At 38.8% G+C, this 16,755-nt stretch carries 24 protein-coding genes; 22 read left to right on the forward strand and 2 right to left on the reverse strand.

The features are described 5' to 3' along the window. Positions 1-3 precede the first annotated feature (3 nt). A complete protein-coding gene (rpoC, locus tag Q0R51_RS05435) occupies positions 4-3,663 on the forward strand; it encodes a DNA-directed RNA polymerase subunit beta' (RefSeq protein ID WP_294757207.1) in 3,660 nt (1,219 codons plus the stop codon). A 70-nt stretch (positions 3,664-3,733) separates the two neighbouring features. On the opposite strand, the gene Q0R51_RS05440 is transcribed toward rpoC, so the two are convergent. Next, positions 3,734-4,102, reverse strand: a complete 369-nt coding sequence (locus Q0R51_RS05440; RefSeq protein WP_294757209.1) for a DUF3021 family protein — start codon at positions 4,100-4,102, stop codon at positions 3,734-3,736. 204 nt (positions 4,103-4,306) lie between these two features. Here Q0R51_RS05440 and Q0R51_RS05445 point away from each other — a divergent pair, with 204 nt between their 5' ends. Further along, positions 4,307-4,822, forward strand: a complete 516-nt coding sequence (locus Q0R51_RS05445; protein WP_294757211.1) for an ECF transporter S component — start codon at positions 4,307-4,309, stop codon at positions 4,820-4,822. Positions 4,823-4,887: 65 nt separating this feature from the next. Here Q0R51_RS05445 and Q0R51_RS05450 read toward each other — a convergent pair whose 3' ends face one another. Continuing rightward, the gene (locus tag Q0R51_RS05450; protein WP_294757213.1) at positions 4,888-5,577 is read right to left on the reverse strand and encodes an A24 family peptidase; all 690 of its coding nucleotides are present in this window, start codon (positions 5,575-5,577) and stop codon (positions 4,888-4,890) included. A 183-nt stretch (positions 5,578-5,760) separates the two neighbouring features. Here Q0R51_RS05450 and rpsL point away from each other — a divergent pair, with 183 nt between their 5' ends. From rpsL to rplF, 20 genes are all read left to right on the forward strand, one after another. Further along, complete coding sequence (rpsL, locus tag Q0R51_RS05455) at positions 5,761-6,168, forward strand: 30S ribosomal protein S12 (protein ID WP_110446429.1); 408 nt, start codon at positions 5,761-5,763, stop codon at positions 6,166-6,168. A 13-nt stretch (positions 6,169-6,181) separates the two neighbouring features. Beyond that, positions 6,182-6,652: a 30S ribosomal protein S7 gene (rpsG, locus tag Q0R51_RS05460; RefSeq protein ID WP_034980476.1), complete on the forward strand. Its 471-nt coding sequence runs from the start codon at positions 6,182-6,184 to the stop codon at positions 6,650-6,652. Positions 6,653-6,676: 24 nt separating this feature from the next. Then, on the forward strand, positions 6,677-8,770 hold the full coding sequence (fusA, locus tag Q0R51_RS05465; RefSeq protein WP_046325358.1) for an elongation factor G: 2,094 nt from the start codon (positions 6,677-6,679) through the stop codon (positions 8,768-8,770). Positions 8,771-9,243: 473 nt separating this feature from the next. After that, positions 9,244-9,552, forward strand: coding sequence for a 30S ribosomal protein S10 (gene rpsJ / locus Q0R51_RS05470; RefSeq protein WP_034980470.1), 309 nt, complete (start codon positions 9,244-9,246; stop codon positions 9,550-9,552). Between the two features lie 24 nt (positions 9,553-9,576). Continuing rightward, positions 9,577-10,206, forward strand: a complete 630-nt coding sequence (gene rplC, locus Q0R51_RS05475) for a 50S ribosomal protein L3 (RefSeq protein ID WP_046325357.1) — start codon at positions 9,577-9,579, stop codon at positions 10,204-10,206. Positions 10,207-10,220: 14 nt separating this feature from the next. Then, positions 10,221-10,853, forward strand: coding sequence for a 50S ribosomal protein L4 (gene rplD / locus Q0R51_RS05480; RefSeq protein WP_046325356.1), 633 nt, complete (start codon positions 10,221-10,223; stop codon positions 10,851-10,853). Further along, a complete protein-coding gene (gene rplW, locus Q0R51_RS05485; protein ID WP_046325355.1) occupies positions 10,850-11,161 on the forward strand; it encodes a 50S ribosomal protein L23 in 312 nt (103 codons plus the stop codon). The genes rplD and rplW overlap by 4 nt, the downstream gene beginning before the upstream one ends. Positions 11,162-11,176: 15 nt before the next feature. Continuing rightward, positions 11,177-12,013 (forward strand): 50S ribosomal protein L2, encoded by an 837-nt coding sequence (rplB, locus tag Q0R51_RS05490; protein WP_034980459.1) that lies wholly within the window; start codon positions 11,177-11,179, stop codon positions 12,011-12,013. A gap of 18 nt (positions 12,014-12,031) precedes the next feature. Further along, on the forward strand, positions 12,032-12,313 hold the full coding sequence (gene rpsS / locus Q0R51_RS05495) for a 30S ribosomal protein S19 (protein WP_038523755.1): 282 nt from the start codon (positions 12,032-12,034) through the stop codon (positions 12,311-12,313). A 19-nt stretch (positions 12,314-12,332) separates the two neighbouring features. Then, positions 12,333-12,686: a 50S ribosomal protein L22 gene (rplV, locus tag Q0R51_RS05500; protein WP_034980453.1), complete on the forward strand. Its 354-nt coding sequence runs from the start codon at positions 12,333-12,335 to the stop codon at positions 12,684-12,686. 13 nt (positions 12,687-12,699) lie between these two features. Further along, a complete protein-coding gene (gene rpsC, locus Q0R51_RS05505) occupies positions 12,700-13,371 on the forward strand; it encodes a 30S ribosomal protein S3 (RefSeq protein WP_046325354.1) in 672 nt (223 codons plus the stop codon). Next, on the forward strand, positions 13,371-13,811 hold the full coding sequence (gene rplP, locus Q0R51_RS05510; RefSeq protein ID WP_046325353.1) for a 50S ribosomal protein L16: 441 nt from the start codon (positions 13,371-13,373) through the stop codon (positions 13,809-13,811). Before rpsC ends, rplP begins: the two co-directional genes overlap by 1 nt. Then, complete coding sequence (rpmC, locus tag Q0R51_RS05515) at positions 13,801-13,998, forward strand: 50S ribosomal protein L29 (protein WP_046325352.1); 198 nt, start codon at positions 13,801-13,803, stop codon at positions 13,996-13,998. The genes rplP and rpmC overlap by 11 nt, the downstream gene beginning before the upstream one ends. Positions 13,999-14,016: 18 nt before the next feature. Then, positions 14,017-14,283: a 30S ribosomal protein S17 gene (rpsQ, locus tag Q0R51_RS05520; RefSeq protein ID WP_034980439.1), complete on the forward strand. Its 267-nt coding sequence runs from the start codon at positions 14,017-14,019 to the stop codon at positions 14,281-14,283. A gap of 32 nt (positions 14,284-14,315) precedes the next feature. Further along, positions 14,316-14,684, forward strand: coding sequence for a 50S ribosomal protein L14 (gene rplN / locus Q0R51_RS05525; RefSeq protein ID WP_034980437.1), 369 nt, complete (start codon positions 14,316-14,318; stop codon positions 14,682-14,684). A gap of 16 nt (positions 14,685-14,700) precedes the next feature. Next, on the forward strand, positions 14,701-14,964 hold the full coding sequence (rplX, locus tag Q0R51_RS05530; protein ID WP_046325351.1) for a 50S ribosomal protein L24: 264 nt from the start codon (positions 14,701-14,703) through the stop codon (positions 14,962-14,964). A 14-nt stretch (positions 14,965-14,978) separates the two neighbouring features. Further along, complete coding sequence (rplE, locus tag Q0R51_RS05535) at positions 14,979-15,521, forward strand: 50S ribosomal protein L5 (protein ID WP_046325350.1); 543 nt, start codon at positions 14,979-14,981, stop codon at positions 15,519-15,521. Positions 15,522-15,533: 12 nt separating this feature from the next. Continuing rightward, positions 15,534-15,719 (forward strand): type Z 30S ribosomal protein S14, encoded by a 186-nt coding sequence (locus Q0R51_RS05540; protein ID WP_034980430.1) that lies wholly within the window; start codon positions 15,534-15,536, stop codon positions 15,717-15,719. 22 nt (positions 15,720-15,741) lie between these two features. Continuing rightward, the gene (gene rpsH, locus Q0R51_RS05545; protein ID WP_294757228.1) at positions 15,742-16,140 is read left to right on the forward strand and encodes a 30S ribosomal protein S8; all 399 of its coding nucleotides are present in this window, start codon (positions 15,742-15,744) and stop codon (positions 16,138-16,140) included. A 24-nt stretch (positions 16,141-16,164) separates the two neighbouring features. Continuing rightward, positions 16,165-16,695: a 50S ribosomal protein L6 gene (gene rplF, locus Q0R51_RS05550; RefSeq protein WP_034980425.1), complete on the forward strand. Its 531-nt coding sequence runs from the start codon at positions 16,165-16,167 to the stop codon at positions 16,693-16,695. The last annotated feature ends 60 nt before the right edge of the window (positions 16,696-16,755 follow it).

Consider the following 16,755-nt stretch of genomic DNA (forward strand, 5'->3'; position numbering starts at 1 on the left):
CTTTTGATCGACGTAAATAAATTTGAAAGCATGCAAATTGGCCTTGCATCTCCGAATAAAATTCGCAGCTGGTCATACGGTGAAGTTAAAAAACCAGAAACTATTAATTACCGTACTTTAAAGCCGGAAAAAGATGGTTTGTTTGATGAACGAATTTTCGGACCGACTAAGGACTGGTCATGTGCATGTGGTAAATATAAAGGTGTGAGATACCGCGGGATCGTCTGTGACCGCTGTGGTGTTGAAGTTACCTCCTCTAAAGTTAGAAGAGAACGGATGGGTCATATTGAATTGGCCGCACCAGTTACTCATATTTGGTATTTTAAAGGGATTCCATCAAGAATGGGACTCATTTTGGATATTTCTCCGAGACTCCTTGAAGAAGTTATCTATTTTGCGGCTTATATTGTAATTGATCCTGGTGATACCGATCTAGAATTTAAACAACTTTTAACAGAGGCAGAATACCGGGAACAGAAAGAAAAATACGGTAATCGCTTTACGGCCAAAATGGGTGCTGAAGCAATTCGTGATTTGTTGCGTAAAGTTGATTTAAATAAGGAAGTTACCGATTTAAAGAAAGAATTGGAAACTGCTACTGGTCAAAAACGTACCCGTGCTATCAGAAGACTTGATATTCTGGATGCGTTTAAAGATTCTGGTAATAAACCAGAATGGATGGTTATAGATGCTGTCCCAGTTATACCACCAGACTTAAGACCGATGGTTCAACTTGAAGGTGGACGTTTTGCGACTTCTGACCTAAATGATTTATACAGAAGAGTGATTAACCGCAACAATCGGTTAAAGAGACTGTTAGATCTAAATGCACCTAATATTATTGTGCAAAACGAAAAACGGATGCTGCAAGAAGCAGTAGATGCTTTAATTGATAATGGCCGCCGTGGACGTTCTGTAGTAGGACCAGGTAACCGCCCGCTGAAATCCTTATCGCATATGCTTAAAGGTAAGCAGGGACGTTTCCGTCAGAACTTGCTTGGTAAACGTGTTGACTATTCTGGTCGTTCCGTTATCGATGTTTCACCAAAATTGAAGTTCTATCAATGTGGTGTTCCGCGTCCGATGGCCTTGGAATTGTTTAAACCATTTGTCATGCATGAGCTTGTTAAGCGTAAGATTGCTACAAATATCAAAAGTGCTAAACGGAAAATTGACCGCGAAGACGATGATGTCTGGGATGTACTTGAAGATGTTATTAAGGAAAGAACGGTATTGCTAAACCGTGCTCCTACTCTGCACCGTTTAAGTATTCAAGCATTCGAACCGGTTTTGGTACCTGGAAAGTCAATTCGTCTGCACCCACTTGCTTGTGAGGCTTACAACGCTGACTTTGATGGTGACCAGATGGCGATTCACGTGCCTCTGTCAGATGAGGCTGTTGCTGAATCAAGAATGTTAATGCTGGCTGCTCACCATATTCTTGCTCCTAAGGATGGTAAACCAATTGTTACTCCATCACAGGATATCGTTTTGGGTAACTACTGGTTGACTCAGGCTGAAAAGGGTCGTGAAGGTGAAGGAATGATTTTCAATTCACCTGATGAAGCGACAGTTGCTTACACTAACGGTGACATTCATTACCACACTATTATCGGAATGTCTGCTGACTCAATGCCGAAGAAAGCATGGCCTAAAGGTTATGAACATGGCATTTTTGTTACTACATACGGCAGAATCATTTTCAATCAAATTTTCCCAGAAGATTATTTCTACGTTAATGAACCAACTGAAGAAAACTTGAATAATCCTCTTGCTGCCAAGTACTTCTTGGAGCCTGGCGAAGATATTCATGAGAAAATTGACAGCGTGGCAAATGATTTGATTTCTACACCATTTAAGAAGTCCTTCTTGTCTGATTCTATCGCTACAATTTACAAGTATTACAAGGTTCAAAGAACTTCAGAATATCTTGATGATTTGAAGACTTTAGGCTATACCAGTTCGACCACTTCTGGTATTACGATTGGTATGACCGATGTTCCCGAAATTCAGGATAAAGATGAAAAAGTTGAAAAAGCCCACAAACAAGTTGATGTGGTGTCTAAGCAGTTTAGACGTGGTTTAATTACCGAACAGGAACGTCATGATCGTGTAATTAGCATTTGGAATGATTGTAAGGATCAAGTCCAAGATGAAATTGCTCAGATTTATGACCCGCGTAATCCTATTACCATCATGGCTGACTCTGGTGCGCGTGGTAATATTTCAAACTTTACCCAACTTGCTGGTATGCGTGGCTTAATGGCTACTCCAAACGGTGGTTTGTTCGAAATTCCAGTTACTTCCAACTTTAAGGAAGGCTTGTCAGTTCTAGAACTGTTCATGTCAACTCACGGTGCACGTAAGGGTATGACGGATACTGCTTTAAAGACTGCACAATCTGGTTACTTAACTCGGCGGTTAGTCGATGTTGCGCAAGACGTTATTATCCGTGAAGATGATTGTGGTACCGATCGCGGTATTGATGTTCACGCAATCATGGAAGGTGACGAATTAATTGAGCCACTCTATGATCGCTTATTGGGACGCTTTACTGCCGAAACGGTTAAAGATCCTAGAACCGGTGCCACAATTATCGGTCGTAACGTCATGATGGATGAAAACTTGGCTCACCAAATTTGCGATGCAGGTGTAACTAACGTTAAGATTAGATCAATCCTGACTTGTGACACGCCACACGGTGTTTGCCGCAAGTGTTATGGTATGAACTTAGCTACAGGTGAAGAAGTTGAAGTTGGTGAAGCAGTTGGTACTGTTGCCGCTCAATCAATTGGTGAACCTGGTACGCAGCTGACTTTGCGTACTTTCCACAATGGTGGTGTTGCCGGTGCTGAAGATATTACTCAAGGTCTTCCTCGTGTGCAAGAGTTGTTTGAAGCTCGTAACCCTAAGGGTCGTGCCATAATTTCTGAAGTTGATGGTGTAGTTGATTCAATTCAGGAGAATCCTGCTGAACATACTCGTGAAATCACTGTTAAAGGTAAGATCGATACCAGAAGCTACAGTGTTCCTTATACTGCGTCAGTAGCAGTTGCCGAGGGCGATGAAGTTCAACGTGGCGATAAGTTAACTCTTGGTTCAATTGATCCGAAAGAATTGATTCAAGTTACCGATACTTTAACTACTGAAGAGTACATTCTGGTTGAAGTCCAAAAAGCATATAGAATGCAGGGTGTTGATATTTCTGACAAGCACGTCGAAGTATTAACCAGACAGATGTTACAAAAAGTTCGTGTGCTTGATCCTGGTGAGACCGACTTGTTGCCGGGCGAGATTATGGATATTGGTCAATTTAAAGATCGCAACACATCTGTGATTATTTCTGGTGGTATACCTGCAACTGCACAAAGTGTAATTCTGGGTATTACCAAAGCTGCCCTTGAAACTAACAGTTTCTTATCAGCTGCTTCATTCCAGGAAACAACTCGTGTATTAACTGATGCTTCAATCAGAGGTAAGAATGATCCATTACTCGGATTAAAGGAAAATGTTATCATTGGTAAGATCATTCCAGCTGGTACTGGTCTTCCAATTTATCGTGATATGGAACCCGAGTCAGACGTAAAGAAACCTAAATCTGTTTACTCAATCGCAGACATTGAGAAGAAGATGAAGGAAGCCGATCAGGCTAGGGAATCATAAACTCAATTAATCAAAAAAACTGTTCCGTTAGAAATTCCTAACGGAGCAGTTTTTTGTTTACCCGCAATTTTTACTTTAAAATCCTATCAAATAGAATATATGATATTGTCCATAAAATAATGCCAACAATCAGAAAGAAACCAAATATTTTTACTAAGTCTAGTATTGATTTAGTTGGGAACCAGCCGCTGAATACTAAACAAGGATATATGGTAACCAGCATGATTAGAAAATGAATGACAGATTGTTTTGTTAATAACCAACTTTTGACATCATAAATAACAGAGGTTGCTGCAACTGCAGTTATTATTAGTCCCGTGATAAATGTCGATTTAACGCTATAATCATCGATATATAGTAATTTCATAATCCAAGAAAATATACTCATAATGATAAAAGGTATGGCGCCACGTATTGCTGCAGATAAAATATAGTGCATCGTTTTTCCTCAATAAACTTTTGATTTTCTTATAAAAAAGATTTTATCATAGGCTAAATCGTAATAGAAGATACGGGTTTTAGCTAAATGAGTTTTATAGTTATAACCCAGCTAAAAAATTTTGTCATTTGTAATTTTATGAATTATTAGTGATAATTTTATTAAATAATGTTATAATCGGAAAAAGTCACAAGGGAGATGTTGATGGTGAAGGAAGACGATTTTTCTTTAAAACAACTGGTATTATTAGCATTATTAACTGCGATTAACGTTGTTGTCAGTCGTATTTTCATTATTCCTATGCCTTTGACTCACGGTAATATCAATTTATGTGATGCAATTATTTATTTAGTAGCATTATTATATGGGCCAGTTGCCGGTGGTATAGTTGGCGGACTTTCAGGATTTTTGCTTGACCTACTCGGTGGATACGGACAGTTTATGCTCTTTTCTCTTGTTGTCCACGGTTTAGAAGGTTTCTTTGTAGGATTAGTCTTTAGATACTGGAACTTAGGAAATCAAATAGTTAAGGCAGCCGTTGCCGGAGCTATAGGAGTATTGTTGATGGTAACCGGGTATTTTGTCACTAACACAGTCCTTTATACATTTGCTGCAGGCTTTGCTAGTCTTTTTACCAATACCATTCAAGGAGTTGTTGGTGTGGTAATAGCCATCGTTTTGCTGCCGAGCTTGCAACATTTAATGGCAAGATACGGTTAGTATTTATTTGTAAATTATTTTAGATTCATAAAGTGCTGCATTCTCGGTTGTGGGATGCAGCTTTTTTAGTTGCTCAAAAGCTGTATGATTAAACCAATATAAATGAAAGGAATAAATGCTATAGGTTCATTTTTGCTTACTTCACCACCAATAAAAAAGCTAAGTAAAATAATTGAGGCAGTTAAAAAAGTTAAATTGGCAAATTTAGGGTCAAAACAAAAAGTTAAAACAAGATAGATTATTAAATCTCCCTTGCCAATTTTATGTTTTATTGTTTCATAAAGAAAAAGTAAAAAAATGGGACAAAACTCAACTAAATCTGTAATATTGATTTGCTCAAAAGTTTTAATTATACGCAAAGCTGAAATAAAAAAGGTTGGAGCAACGAACGCAATATCAAACTCTTTTGACTGATAATCACTGATAGCAGCTAGGAGTATGTTAAACAAGACAATCGCTGTGATTGCATCATGAGGATTGCTAAAATCGATCTTAAGGAAAGTAAATCCTCCTAAAAACTCTGTTACAAAATATTCAGCAGGAATCTGAATTTTGCAATAACGACAACGACCTTTGAGTAATAAATAAGAAATTAATGGTATCTCATCAAATATGTTTAGTTGCTGATTACAGTTAGTGCATTTTGACCGGCTAAAAATAAAGTCTTCTTTTCCAACTCTTTCGACAATAACGCAGGCATGAGAAGCCAGACAGGTTCCAATCAAAAAATTGCTAATTTTAAAAATCAAGTTCATTTCATTACCCCACTAGAACTAAATACGAAAAAACTGATATAAATTTTTTAGCTAATAAAAATAATTTGCATTTTTAATTCAAGCGAGTACAATAGTCAATGTGTATTTTGAAGATTTATCTGGGACCAAAAAAAGAAACTCCTGGATGTGTGAACAAAATAATTTTTTTAGGAGGAAAATTTAATGCCAACCATTAACCAATTGGTAAGAAAAGGCCGTCACAACAAGACGACTAAATCAAAGTCACCTGCTTTAAGCTACGGCTACAACAGTATGAAGAAAGAGCTAGTAGCTAACCCAGCACCTCAAATGCGTGGAGTAGCTACTCGTGTCGGTACCATGACACCAAAGAAGCCAAACTCAGCTTTACGGAAATATGCTCGTGTTCGTCTTTCAAACTTGATCGAAGTAACTGCATACATTCCAGGTGAAGGCCATAATTTGCAAGAACACTCAGTTGTTTTAATTCGTGGTGGTCGTGTAAAGGACCTTCCTGGTGTTCGTTATCACATTATCCGCGGTGCGTTAGATACTGCGGGTGTTGATGGTAGAAAGCAAGGCCGTTCCAAGTACGGTGCCAAGAAAGATTAAGGAGGAGTAAATAATGCCTAGAAAAGGACATGTTGCTAAAAGAGATATTTTAGCGGATCCAGTATACAATTCAAAGCTCGTAACCAAGTTGATCAACCACTTAATGATTGATGGTAAGAGAGCTAAGGCATCTTCAATCCTTTATGATGCTTTTGACATTGTTAAAGAAAAGACTGGCAAGGAGCCACTCGATGTTTTTGAAGAAGCTATGAACAATATCATGCCAGTTTTGGAAGTTAGAGCACGCCGTATTGGTGGTTCAAACTACCAGATCCCAGTAGAAGTTCGTCCTGAAAGAAGAACTACTCTTGGTTTAAGATGGTTAGTTTCATATGCTCGTTTACGTAATGAACATACTATGGATGAACGCTTAGCTAATGAAATTATCGATGCTTCAAACAATACTGGCTCAGCTGTTAAAAAGCGTGAAGATGTTCACCGTATGGCTGAAGCCAACCGTGCATTTGCACACTATCGTTTCTAATTTTTTAGGGAAAGGAAAAAATCTATGGCTAATAAGCGTGAATTTCCATTAGAAAAAACACGTAACATTGGTATTATGGCCCACATTGATGCGGGTAAGACTACTACTACAGAGCGTATTCTTTATTACACTGGAAAAATCCATAAAATCGGCGAAACCCATGAGGGTGATTCCCAAATGGACTGGATGGATGAAGAAAAAGAACGTGGTATTACCATTACTTCAGCTGCTACTACAGCACAATGGCATGATTACAGAATTAACATTATTGATACCCCAGGACACGTTGACTTCACTATTGAGGTAGAGCGTTCACTTCGTGTACTTGATGGTGCTGTTACTGTTCTTGATGCCCAAGCCGGAGTTGAACCTCAGACTGAAAATGTTTGGCGTCAAGCTGAAACTTACGGTGTTCCTCGAATTGTTTTTGTAAACAAGATGGACAAGATTGGTGCAGATTTTGATAATTCTGTTAAGTCTTTACATGAACGTTTAAATGCCAATGCTCTGGCTGTTCAAATGCCAATTGGTTCTGCAGAGAGCTTTGAGGGTGTTATCGACTTACTCAACATGGTAGCTGATGTTTATGATGAAGATAAACTAGGTTCCAAGTGGGACACTATTCCTGTTCCTGATGAGTATAAAGAAGAAGCAGAAAAGCGTCGCGGTGAGTTAATTGAACAAGTAGCAGACGTTGATGATGACATCATGGAAAAGTATCTTAATGGTGACGAAATTTCCGTTGATGAATTAAAGGCTGCTATTCGTAAAGCTACATTGGATTTGAAGATTTTCCCAGTATTTGCAGGTTCAGCATTCAAGAACAAGGGTGTGCAGATGATGCTTGATGGTGTGGTTGACTACTTACCATCTCCATTAGATGTTAAGCCTTATGTTGCTCACGATCCAAAAACTGGTGAGGAAGTTGAACTAGTTGCTGGAGATGAAAAGCCATTCTCTGCTTTAGCATTTAAGATTGCTACTGACCCATTTGTTGGTCGTTTAACTTATATTCGTGTTTACACTGGTTCACTTGAATCAGGTTCATATGTTTTGAATGCTTCAAAGAATGGCCGTGAACGTGTTGGCCGTTTGTTGCAAATGCATGCCAACTCAAGAAGTGAAATTCCTGAAGTCTTCTCAGGTGATATTGCTGGTGCCATTGGGTTAAAGAACACTACTACTGGTGATTCCTTAACTGATCCTGACCACCCATTAATTTTGGAAAGTTTGGAAGTTCCAGATCCAGTTATTCAAGTTTCAATTGAGCCAGAATCTAAAGCTGACCGTGATAAGCTTGATGTTGCCTTGCAAAAATTGACTGAAGAGGATCCAACTTTTAGAGCAGAAACTAATGCAGAAACTGGTCAAACTTTGATCTCCGGAATGGGTGAATTGCACCTGCAAATCATGGTTGAACGTATGAAGCGTGAATTCCATGTTGAAGCTAAGATTGGTGAACCACAAGTTGCCTATCGTGAAACCTTTACTAAGCCCGCTAAAGCACAAGGTAAGTTTGTTCGTCAGTCTGGTGGTAAGGGTCAATACGGTGACGTTTGGATTGAATTTACTCCAAATGAAAGAGGAAAAGGTTACGAATTTGAAGACGCCATTGTTGGTGGTGTTGTTCCTCGCGAATTCATTCCAGCTGTTGATGCAGGTCTGCAAGAATCCATGAAAAATGGTATCTTAGCTGGTTACCCGTTGATTGATGTCAAGGCTAAACTTTATGATGGTAGTTACCACGAAGTCGACTCATCTGAAGCTGCCTTCAAGGTTGCTGCTTCATTGGCTTTGAGAAATGCGGCTCCTAAAGCTGGTGCTGTTATCCTTGAACCTATTATGAAGGTTCAAGTAATCACACCTGAAGATTACTTAGGTGACGTAATGGGTTCCATTACAGCTCGTCGTGGTACAATGGATAATATGCAAGACCGTGCTGGAGCTAAGGTGTTGAATTCAATGGTTCCACTTGCAGAAATGTTTGGTTATGCTACTACTTTGCGTTCTTCAACACAGGGTCGTGGTACGTTTACAATGGTCTTTGACCACTATTCACCAACTCCTAAATCTATCCAAGAAGAAATTATTAAAAAGCGTGGGGGTAACGCAGAATAATTTCTGATAGTTAATGGGGTATAATTTTAAAATTGATATAAGAGCTATTGGTAGATCCAGTAGCTCTTTTTTATGCGCAATGTAATTTTAATAATAAACTCTGTCTTTATAAACTAGATTTTGTCATGTCAACCTAACCTAGTTATTTTCACCAAATTGAGCAAAAACATTGCTATAAAATATTCCCTGTTGTATTTTAGTTGCTGCTAAAAAATATTACTTTATAAAAGTTAAATTTTATAATTGCTGATATAAAGTCAAGAAAAATATCCTTTAAGCCTTGATATTCAAGCTTAAAACAGGTATACTATCTTTTGTGTGTCTAGGGCTTTTTCTGCCCTAAAAGCACATTTTGTTGTAAAGCGTTGATACAAAAGGTTGCGGCACACCAGGCTGCATTGCCACAGAGGTAGTGCCGGGAATTTTTGTGGAAGCTAGTCATCTTTTAAAGAAGACGTTGAGGAGGTAATTTAATGGCAAGTCAATCAATTCGTATCAGACTTAAGTCATACGAACATGGTATTCTCGATGAATCAGCTGCTAAAATTGTAGCTACTGCTAAGAGAACCGGAGCTGAAATTTCAGGTCCTGTTCCACTGCCAACAGAAAGGGTATTGTTTACTGTTTTACGTTCACCACATATGAACAAAGATTCACGTGAACAATTTGAAATTCGTACGCATAAGCGTTTAATCGATATTTTAAATCCAACACCTAAGACTGTTGACTCTTTAATGAAGCTTGATTTACCAAGCGGTGTTGACATCGAAATTAAACTTTAATTTTTAAAAGAAAGAGGTGTAATCATGACCAAAGGAATCTTAGGAAGAAAAGTTGGTATGACCCAAATCTTCACTAAAGATGGTATCCTTGTGCCTGTAACTGTTGTTGAAGCAACTCCTAACGTTGTTATGCAAGTTAAGACAGTTGAATCTGACGGCTACGAAGCAATTCAATTAGGATACCAAGACAAGCGTGAAGTTTTGAGCAACAAACCAGAAAAAGGTCATGCTGCAAAAGCAAAGACTTCGCCTAAGCGCTTCATACGTGAAATCCGCGGAGTTGAGCTTAAGGACTACGAAGTCGGCTCAGAAGTTACTGTGGACACATTTAAGGAAGGTGACGTAGTTGACGTCACTGGTACTACAAGAGGTCATGGATACCAAGGTAACATTAAACGTTGGGGCCAATCACGTGGACCAGAAACTCACGGTTCAAGATATCACAGAATTCCTGGTTCAATGGGTTCCATCATCAACCGTGTTCCTAAGGGCAAACGCCTGCCAGGACACATGGGAATGAAGAAAGTTACCATTGAAAACTTAGTAATTGAAAAAGTTGTAGCAGATAAGAATGTATTATTAATCAAGGGTAATGTACCTGGTGCTAAGAATTCATTGCTTACTGTTAGATCTGCTGTAAAGACTAATAAATAGGAAGGAGGACTAGAATGGCTAATTTAAAAGTTATCGATCAAAAAGGCAAAGACGCTGGTGAAGTTACTTTAAATGATGATGTATTTGGTATTAAGCCAAATGAAAGCGTAGTTTTTGACGCAATTATCAGACAGAGAGCTGGCAGACGTCAAGGTACCTCAAAGGTCAAAAATAGATCCGCTGTTCGCGGCGGTGGTAAGAAGCCTTGGAAACAAAAGGGTACAGGACGTGCTCGTCAAGGCTCTATCCGTTCCCCACAATGGCGTGGCGGTGGTGTAGTTTTCGGACCAACTCCACGTTCTTACGCATACTCAATGCCAAGAAAGCAACGGCGCTTGGCTATCAAGTCTGTTCTTTCCCAAAAATTGATTGATGAAGATTTAGTAGTTTTAGATCAACTGACAATGTCAGCTCCTAAGACCAAAGAATTCAAGTCAATCTTGGACGGCTTAAAAGTTGAAGGCAAAGTTTTAGTTGTTTCTGATGATAAGAATGTTCAATATTCAGCTAGAAACTTGCCAAACGTTAAGGTAATCACTGCTAATGGCTTGAATGTTGAAGATGTTGTTAATTATGACAAATTGGTTTTGACTAAAGAAGCTATTGAAAAGATTGAAAAGAATGTTGAGGGGGCTTCAGCGAAATGAGTGCACATGATATCATTTTAAGACCTGTCATTACTGAAAAGTCAACGAACTTAATGGATGATAAGAAGTACACTTTCAACGTGCTTTTAACTGCAACCAAGACTCAAGTTCGTGATGCTGTTGAAGAAATTTTTGATGTTAAGGTTAAAAAAGTTAATATCATGAATGTTCGTGGTAAGGATAAGCGTGTTGGCCGTTATTCAGGCAAAACCGCTCGTACCCGTAAGGCAATAGTTACCTTAACTGAAGATTCAAACGATATCAAAATTTTCAAAGACGATAGCAACAATAAAGAAGAAAATAAGTAATAGGAGGTCAGTCAATTGGCTATTAAAATTTATAAGCCAACCACAAATGGTCGCCGTAATATGACTACTTCTGACTTTGCTGAAATTACTAAGAGCAAACCAGAACGTACCCTACTTGAGTCACAATCACATACTGCAGGTCGTAACTCTTATGGTCATATTACAAGTAGACACCGTGGCGGTGGACATAAACAAAAATACCGTATCATCGATTTTAAGCGTAATAAAGACAATGCTAAAGCTGTAGTTAAGGCTATCGAATACGATCCAAACAGAACTGCTAATATTGCACTTCTTCACTACACTGACGGTATTAAAGCTTATATCCTGGCACCAAAAGGTTTAACAGTCGGCGATGTGGTTGAATCTGGTGCTAACGCAGATATTAAACCAGGAAATGCTTTGCCTTTAAAGAACATTCCAACTGGTACTTCAATTCATAATATTGAATTAAGACCTGGCAAAGGCGGTCAGCTTGTTAGAAGTGCTGGAGCCAGCGCTCAAGTTTTGGGCAATGATGGTAAGTACACATTAGTTAAATTACAAAGTGGTGAGGTTCGCAAGATTTTATCAGTTTGTCGTGCAACTATCGGTGTCGTAGGTAATGAACAACATTCATTAATCCAATTAGGTAAAGCTGGACGTAGTCGCTGGTTGGGTAGACGCCCACAGTCTCGTGGTTCCGTAATGAACCCTAACGATCACCCACATGGTGGTGGTGAAGGTAAGGCTCCTGTAGGTCGTCCACAACCGATGACTCCATGGGGCAAGAAAGCTCGTGGTATTAAGACTAGAAATAGTAAGAGAGCCAGCGAAAAATTGATTGTTCGTCACCGTAAGGGTAGCAAATAATAGAAGGAGGGTAATTTAATGAGCCGTAGTATTAAAAAAGGGCCTTTTGCTGATGCATCTTTATTAAAGAAAGTTGATGCACAAGCAGACACAGATAAAAAACAGGTTATTAAAACTTGGTCACGTCGTTCAACTATTTTTCCTTCTTTTGTTGGTTTGACTATAGCTGTTTACGATGGTAGAAAGCATGTTCCAGTATACATTACTGAGGACATGGTTGGTCATAAGTTAGGTGAATTTGTTCCAACGAGAACTTTCCGCGGACACAAGACATCTGACGACAAGGCTACTTCAAAATAGAGAAAGGAGAAACACTTAAATGGCAGAACAAGTTAGTTCAGCTAGGGCAGAGGCAAGAACAGTTCGTATTGCTCCAAGAAAAGCACGTTTAGTCGTTGATTTGATTCGTGGCAAAGACGTAGCTGAAGCATTGGCAATCTTGCAATTTACGCCTAGAGCTGCTTCCCCAATCGTTGAAAAAGTTTTACGCTCAGCAATTGCAAATGCAGAACACAATTACGATCTTGAAAGTGCTAATCTTTATGTGTCTGAAGCATACGTAAACGAGGGAGCTACTTTAAAGAGATTTAGACCACGTGCCAAGGGTATGGCTTCTCCGATTAACAAGAGAACTAGTCATGTAGTTGTAGTAGTGTCAGAAAAGAACGATTAAGGGAGGTATATTAATGGGTCAGAAAATTAACCCAAATGGTTTTCGTCTCGGCGTAATTCGTGACTGGGAATCTAAATGGTATGCTGACAGAGGATACAAAGAAACCTTAAATGAAGACCTGCGCATCAGAAAATTCATTGATAAGAAATTAAAGAATGCCTCTGTTTCTACTGTTGAAATTGAACGTGCAGCCAATAGAATCAACGTATCAATCAATACTTCTAAACCAGGTATGGTGATTGGTAAAGGTGGTTCTGAAGTTGAAGCACTGAGAAGAGAATTAAATGCTTTGACTAAAAAGCAGGTTCACGTTAATATTGTTGAAATTAAGAAGCCAGATCTTGATGCTAAATTGGTAGCTGAAAGTATTGCTAGTCAACTTGAAGCTCGTATTGCTTTTAGACGTGCTACGCGTCAAGCAACTCAAAGAACAATGCGTGCCGGTGCTAAAGGAATCAGAGTACAAACTTCTGGTCGTTTAAATGGTGCTGACATGGCAAGAAGAGAATGGCATACAGAAGGCCGTGTTCCATTACAAACTTTAAGAGCTGATATTGATTATGCTTGGGTAAATGCTTACACCACCTATGGTGAAATTGGCGTTCAAGTATGGATTAACCGGGGTGAAATCTTACCTTCTAAAAGTAAGAAGCCCGAAAAAGCTGCGAAGGGAGGAAACAAATAATGCCTCTAGTACCAAAAAGGGTAAAACACCGTCGTGAGTTTCGTGGTAAAATGCGTGGTGCCGCTAAGGGTGGTAAAACTATCGCTTTTGGTGAATATGGATTAGAAGCCCTTGAATCCCACTGGATTACTACTCAACAAATCGAAGCTGCTCGTGTTGCGATGACTCGTTATATGAAGCGTGGCGGTAAAGTTTGGATTAGAATTTTCCCTCAAAAGTCTTACACTGCTAAAGGTGTTGGTGTACGTATGGGTTCTGGTAAAGGTGCACCAGCAGGCTGGGTAGCTGTAGTCAAGAGAGAAAAGATCATGTTTGAAATTGGTGGCGTTAACGAAGCAACTGCTCGTGAAGCTTTGAGACTTGCTGCAACTAAGCTTCCAATTAAATGTAAGTTCGTGTCTAGAAGTTCGGAAGTAGGTGGCAATTCTAATGAAGGCTAAGGAAATCAGAGCATTAACCACTGATCAAATGTTAGACAAAGAAAAGCAATACAAAGAAGAACTCTTTAATTTGCGTTTTCAACAAGCAACGGGTCAATTAGAAAATACCGCTCGCCTAAGCAAAGTCCGTAAAAATATTGCTAGAATTAAAACAATTCTTAGTGAAAAAGCATTGGAAAAAGATTAGTGGAAGGGAGTTATTAACTTGAGCGAATCAATCGAAAGAAATCATCGTCACGTATATCAAGGCCAAGTAATTTCTGATAAGAATGACAAAACTATCACTGTAGTTGTTGATACTTATAAGAATCACCCTGTTTACAAGAAGCGTATCAGATATTCAAAGAAATACTACGCACAAGATGATAAAAATGAAGCTAAAGTTGGCGATACTGTTCGTATCATGGAAACTCGTCCATTATCTCGTACAAAGCGCTTTCGTTTAGTTAAAATTGTTAAAAAATCTGTTTAATTTTGCGGATTTAGTGAGGGGAGGATTATATAGTGATTCAAAATGAATCCCGTTTGAAGGTTGCTGATAACTCAGGTGCCAGAGAACTTTTAGTTATTAGAGTCTTAGGTGGATCAAGACGTAAGACTGGTAACATTGGTGATATTGTGGTAGCAACTGTTAAACAAGCAACACCAGGTGGCGTTGTCAAAAAAGGTGACGTTGTCAAGGCCGTCATTGTTAGAACAAAATCAGGCGCCCGTCGTGAAGATGGTTCATACATCAAGTTTGATGAAAATGCTGGAGTAGTTATCAATGCAGATAAGAGCCCACGCGGTACTCGTATCTTTGGGCCTGTTGCACGTGAGCTGCGTGAGCACGACTTTATGAAAATCGTCTCTCTTGCTCCTGAAGTCTTATAATAAGTGAGGTGCACTGATGTTTGTTAAAACTGGTGACAAAGTAAAAGTTATTGCCGGAAAAGACAAAGGTAAAGAAGGCATTGTTTTATCTGTTAATGTTAAAAAGAACCGTGTGGTTGTTAAAGGCGTTAATAAGATTAAGAAACACCAAAAGCCTTCACAGACTAATGCTAATGGTGGTGTGGTTGAATCAGAAGGTTCAATTCACGCATCAAACGTTAAAGTCATTGCAAAGTCTGAAGGCAAAGCAAATGATAATAAAGAAGAAACTAAGAAGTAGAAGGGAGGACACAAATGGCAAATTATTTAGCTCAAGAATATAAAGAAAAAATTGTTCCTGCATTGCAAGAAAAGTTTGATTACAGCTCAGTTATGCAAGTACCAAAGATTGAAAAAATAGTTTTGAACATGGGTGTTGGAGATGCTGTTTCTAATGCTAAAAACTTAGACGAAGCTGTAGAGGAATTGACTTTGATCTCAGGTCAAAAACCATTGGTTACCAAAGCCAAAAAGTCAATTGCTAATTTCCGCTTGCGTGAAGGTATGTCTATCGGAGCTAAGGTAACACTTAGAGGAGATAGAATGTACGATTTCTTGTATAAGTTAATCAGTGTTTCACTTCCTCGTGTTCGCGACTTCCGCGGTGTTTCAAGCCGTTCATTTGATGGTCGTGGTAACTACACTTTAGGTATTAAGGAACAATTAATTTTCCCAGAAATTGACTTTGATAAAGTTAATAGAACCAGGGGTTTAGATGTTGTTATCGTTACTACTGCCAATACAGATGAGGAAGCTAGAGAACTTCTAAGTCAATTTGGTATGCCGTTTGCAAAATAATGGAGGACATTAATGGCTAAGACATCACAAAAAATTAGAAATCATCGTCCTGCTAAATTTTCTTCACGTGAATACACTCGCTGCGAGAGATGTGGTCGTCCACGCTCTGTTTATCGTAAGTTTGGCTTATGCCGTATTTGCTTGAAAGATTTAGCTCACAAAGGTCAAATTCCTGGCCTTAAAAAGGCTAGTTGGTAATACGGATAGGAGGATAGCATAAATGGTCATGACAGATCCGATCGCAGATTACTTGACTAGAATTAGAAATGCCAACATGGCAAAGCATAGTTCAGTTGAAATTCCTGCATCAAACATTAAAAAATCTATTTCAGAAATTTTGAAACGCGAAGGCTTCATCCGTGATTACGAAGTTACCGATGACAACAAGCAAGGTATGATTAAGATTTTCCTGAAATATGGTCCTGACGGAGAACGTGTCATTTCAGGCTTAAAGCGAATTTCTAAGCCAGGTCTTAGAACATACGTAAGCGCTGAAAATTTACCTAAGGTACTTAATGGCTTAGGTATTGCCATCGTTTCTACTTCTGCTGGTGTAATTACCGACAAGGAAGCAAGACAAAAAGATGTTGGTGGCGAAGTTATCGCCTATGTATGGTAATTCTGACAGAAAGGAGAACAATCAATGAGCCGTATCGGTTTAAAAACAATTGAAGTCCCGGATAGTGTCACTGTTACCAAGAAGGGTGACAATATCACTGTTAAAGGACCTAAAGGTGAATTAACCAGATATTTCGATCCGAAAATCACTTTTAAACAAGAAGATGGTAAAATTAACTTCTCACGTTCTAGTGAAAGCGACAAAGCTCTTCATGGTACCGAGAGAGCTAATTTAGCCTCTATGGTTGAAGGTGTGGTTGATGGATATAAGAAAACTTTAAAGTTAATCGGTGTTGGTTACCGTGCAACAGCACAAGGTAATAAACTCACTTTAAATGTTGGTTATTCACACCCAGTTGTAATGACTGCACCAGAAGGTGTTTCAGTGAAAGCTACTTCAGCTACAGACATTGAAGTAGAAGGAATTTCTAAGCAAAATGTTGGACAATTTGCTGCTGAAATTCGCGATGTACGTCCACCAGAGCCCTACAAAGGTAAAGGTATTCGTTATACTGACGAATATGTACGTCGTAAGGAAGGTAAGACAGGTAAATAGAAAATAATTTTTGAGGTGAAATTGTGATTTCAAAACCAGATAAGAACAAATTGCGCTTAA

The organism is uncultured Lactobacillus sp., from assembly GCF_946477725.1.
Taxonomy (GTDB): Bacteria; Bacillota; Bacilli; order Lactobacillales; family Lactobacillaceae; genus Lactobacillus.

Excerpts from the sequence above, each read along its gene's own strand:
- Q0R51_RS05450 (WP_294757213.1), bottom strand. The coding sequence starts at position 5,577 with ATGAACTTGATTTTTAAAATTAGCAATTTTTTGATTGGAACCTGTCTG.
- rpsJ (WP_034980470.1), top strand. The coding sequence starts at position 9,244 with ATGGCAAGTCAATCAATTCGTATCAGACTTAAGTCATACGAACATGGT.
- rplW (WP_046325355.1), top strand. The coding sequence starts at position 10,850 with ATGAGTGCACATGATATCATTTTAAGACCTGTCATTACTGAAAAGTCA.
- Q0R51_RS05440 (WP_294757209.1), bottom strand. The coding sequence starts at position 4,102 with ATGCACTATATTTTATCTGCAGCAATACGTGGCGCCATACCTTTTATC.
- rplP (WP_046325353.1), top strand. The coding sequence starts at position 13,371 with ATGCCTCTAGTACCAAAAAGGGTAAAACACCGTCGTGAGTTTCGTGGT.
- rpsH (WP_294757228.1), top strand. The coding sequence starts at position 15,742 with ATGGTCATGACAGATCCGATCGCAGATTACTTGACTAGAATTAGAAAT.
- rpsC (WP_046325354.1), top strand. The coding sequence starts at position 12,700 with ATGGGTCAGAAAATTAACCCAAATGGTTTTCGTCTCGGCGTAATTCGT.
- rplE (WP_046325350.1), top strand. The coding sequence starts at position 14,979 with ATGGCAAATTATTTAGCTCAAGAATATAAAGAAAAAATTGTTCCTGCA.
- fusA (WP_046325358.1), top strand. The coding sequence starts at position 6,677 with ATGGCTAATAAGCGTGAATTTCCATTAGAAAAAACACGTAACATTGGT.
- rpmC (WP_046325352.1), top strand. The coding sequence starts at position 13,801 with ATGAAGGCTAAGGAAATCAGAGCATTAACCACTGATCAAATGTTAGAC.
- rpsS (WP_038523755.1), top strand. The coding sequence starts at position 12,032 with ATGAGCCGTAGTATTAAAAAAGGGCCTTTTGCTGATGCATCTTTATTA.
- rplD (WP_046325356.1), top strand. The coding sequence starts at position 10,221 with ATGGCTAATTTAAAAGTTATCGATCAAAAAGGCAAAGACGCTGGTGAA.
- Q0R51_RS05540 (WP_034980430.1), top strand. The coding sequence starts at position 15,534 with ATGGCTAAGACATCACAAAAAATTAGAAATCATCGTCCTGCTAAATTT.
- rplC (WP_046325357.1), top strand. The coding sequence starts at position 9,577 with ATGACCAAAGGAATCTTAGGAAGAAAAGTTGGTATGACCCAAATCTTC.
- rpsL (WP_110446429.1), top strand. The coding sequence starts at position 5,761 with ATGCCAACCATTAACCAATTGGTAAGAAAAGGCCGTCACAACAAGACG.
- rpsG (WP_034980476.1), top strand. The coding sequence starts at position 6,182 with ATGCCTAGAAAAGGACATGTTGCTAAAAGAGATATTTTAGCGGATCCA.
- Q0R51_RS05445 (WP_294757211.1), top strand. The coding sequence starts at position 4,307 with ATGGTGAAGGAAGACGATTTTTCTTTAAAACAACTGGTATTATTAGCA.
- rplV (WP_034980453.1), top strand. The coding sequence starts at position 12,333 with ATGGCAGAACAAGTTAGTTCAGCTAGGGCAGAGGCAAGAACAGTTCGT.
- rplX (WP_046325351.1), top strand. The coding sequence starts at position 14,701 with ATGTTTGTTAAAACTGGTGACAAAGTAAAAGTTATTGCCGGAAAAGAC.
- rplF (WP_034980425.1), top strand. The coding sequence starts at position 16,165 with ATGAGCCGTATCGGTTTAAAAACAATTGAAGTCCCGGATAGTGTCACT.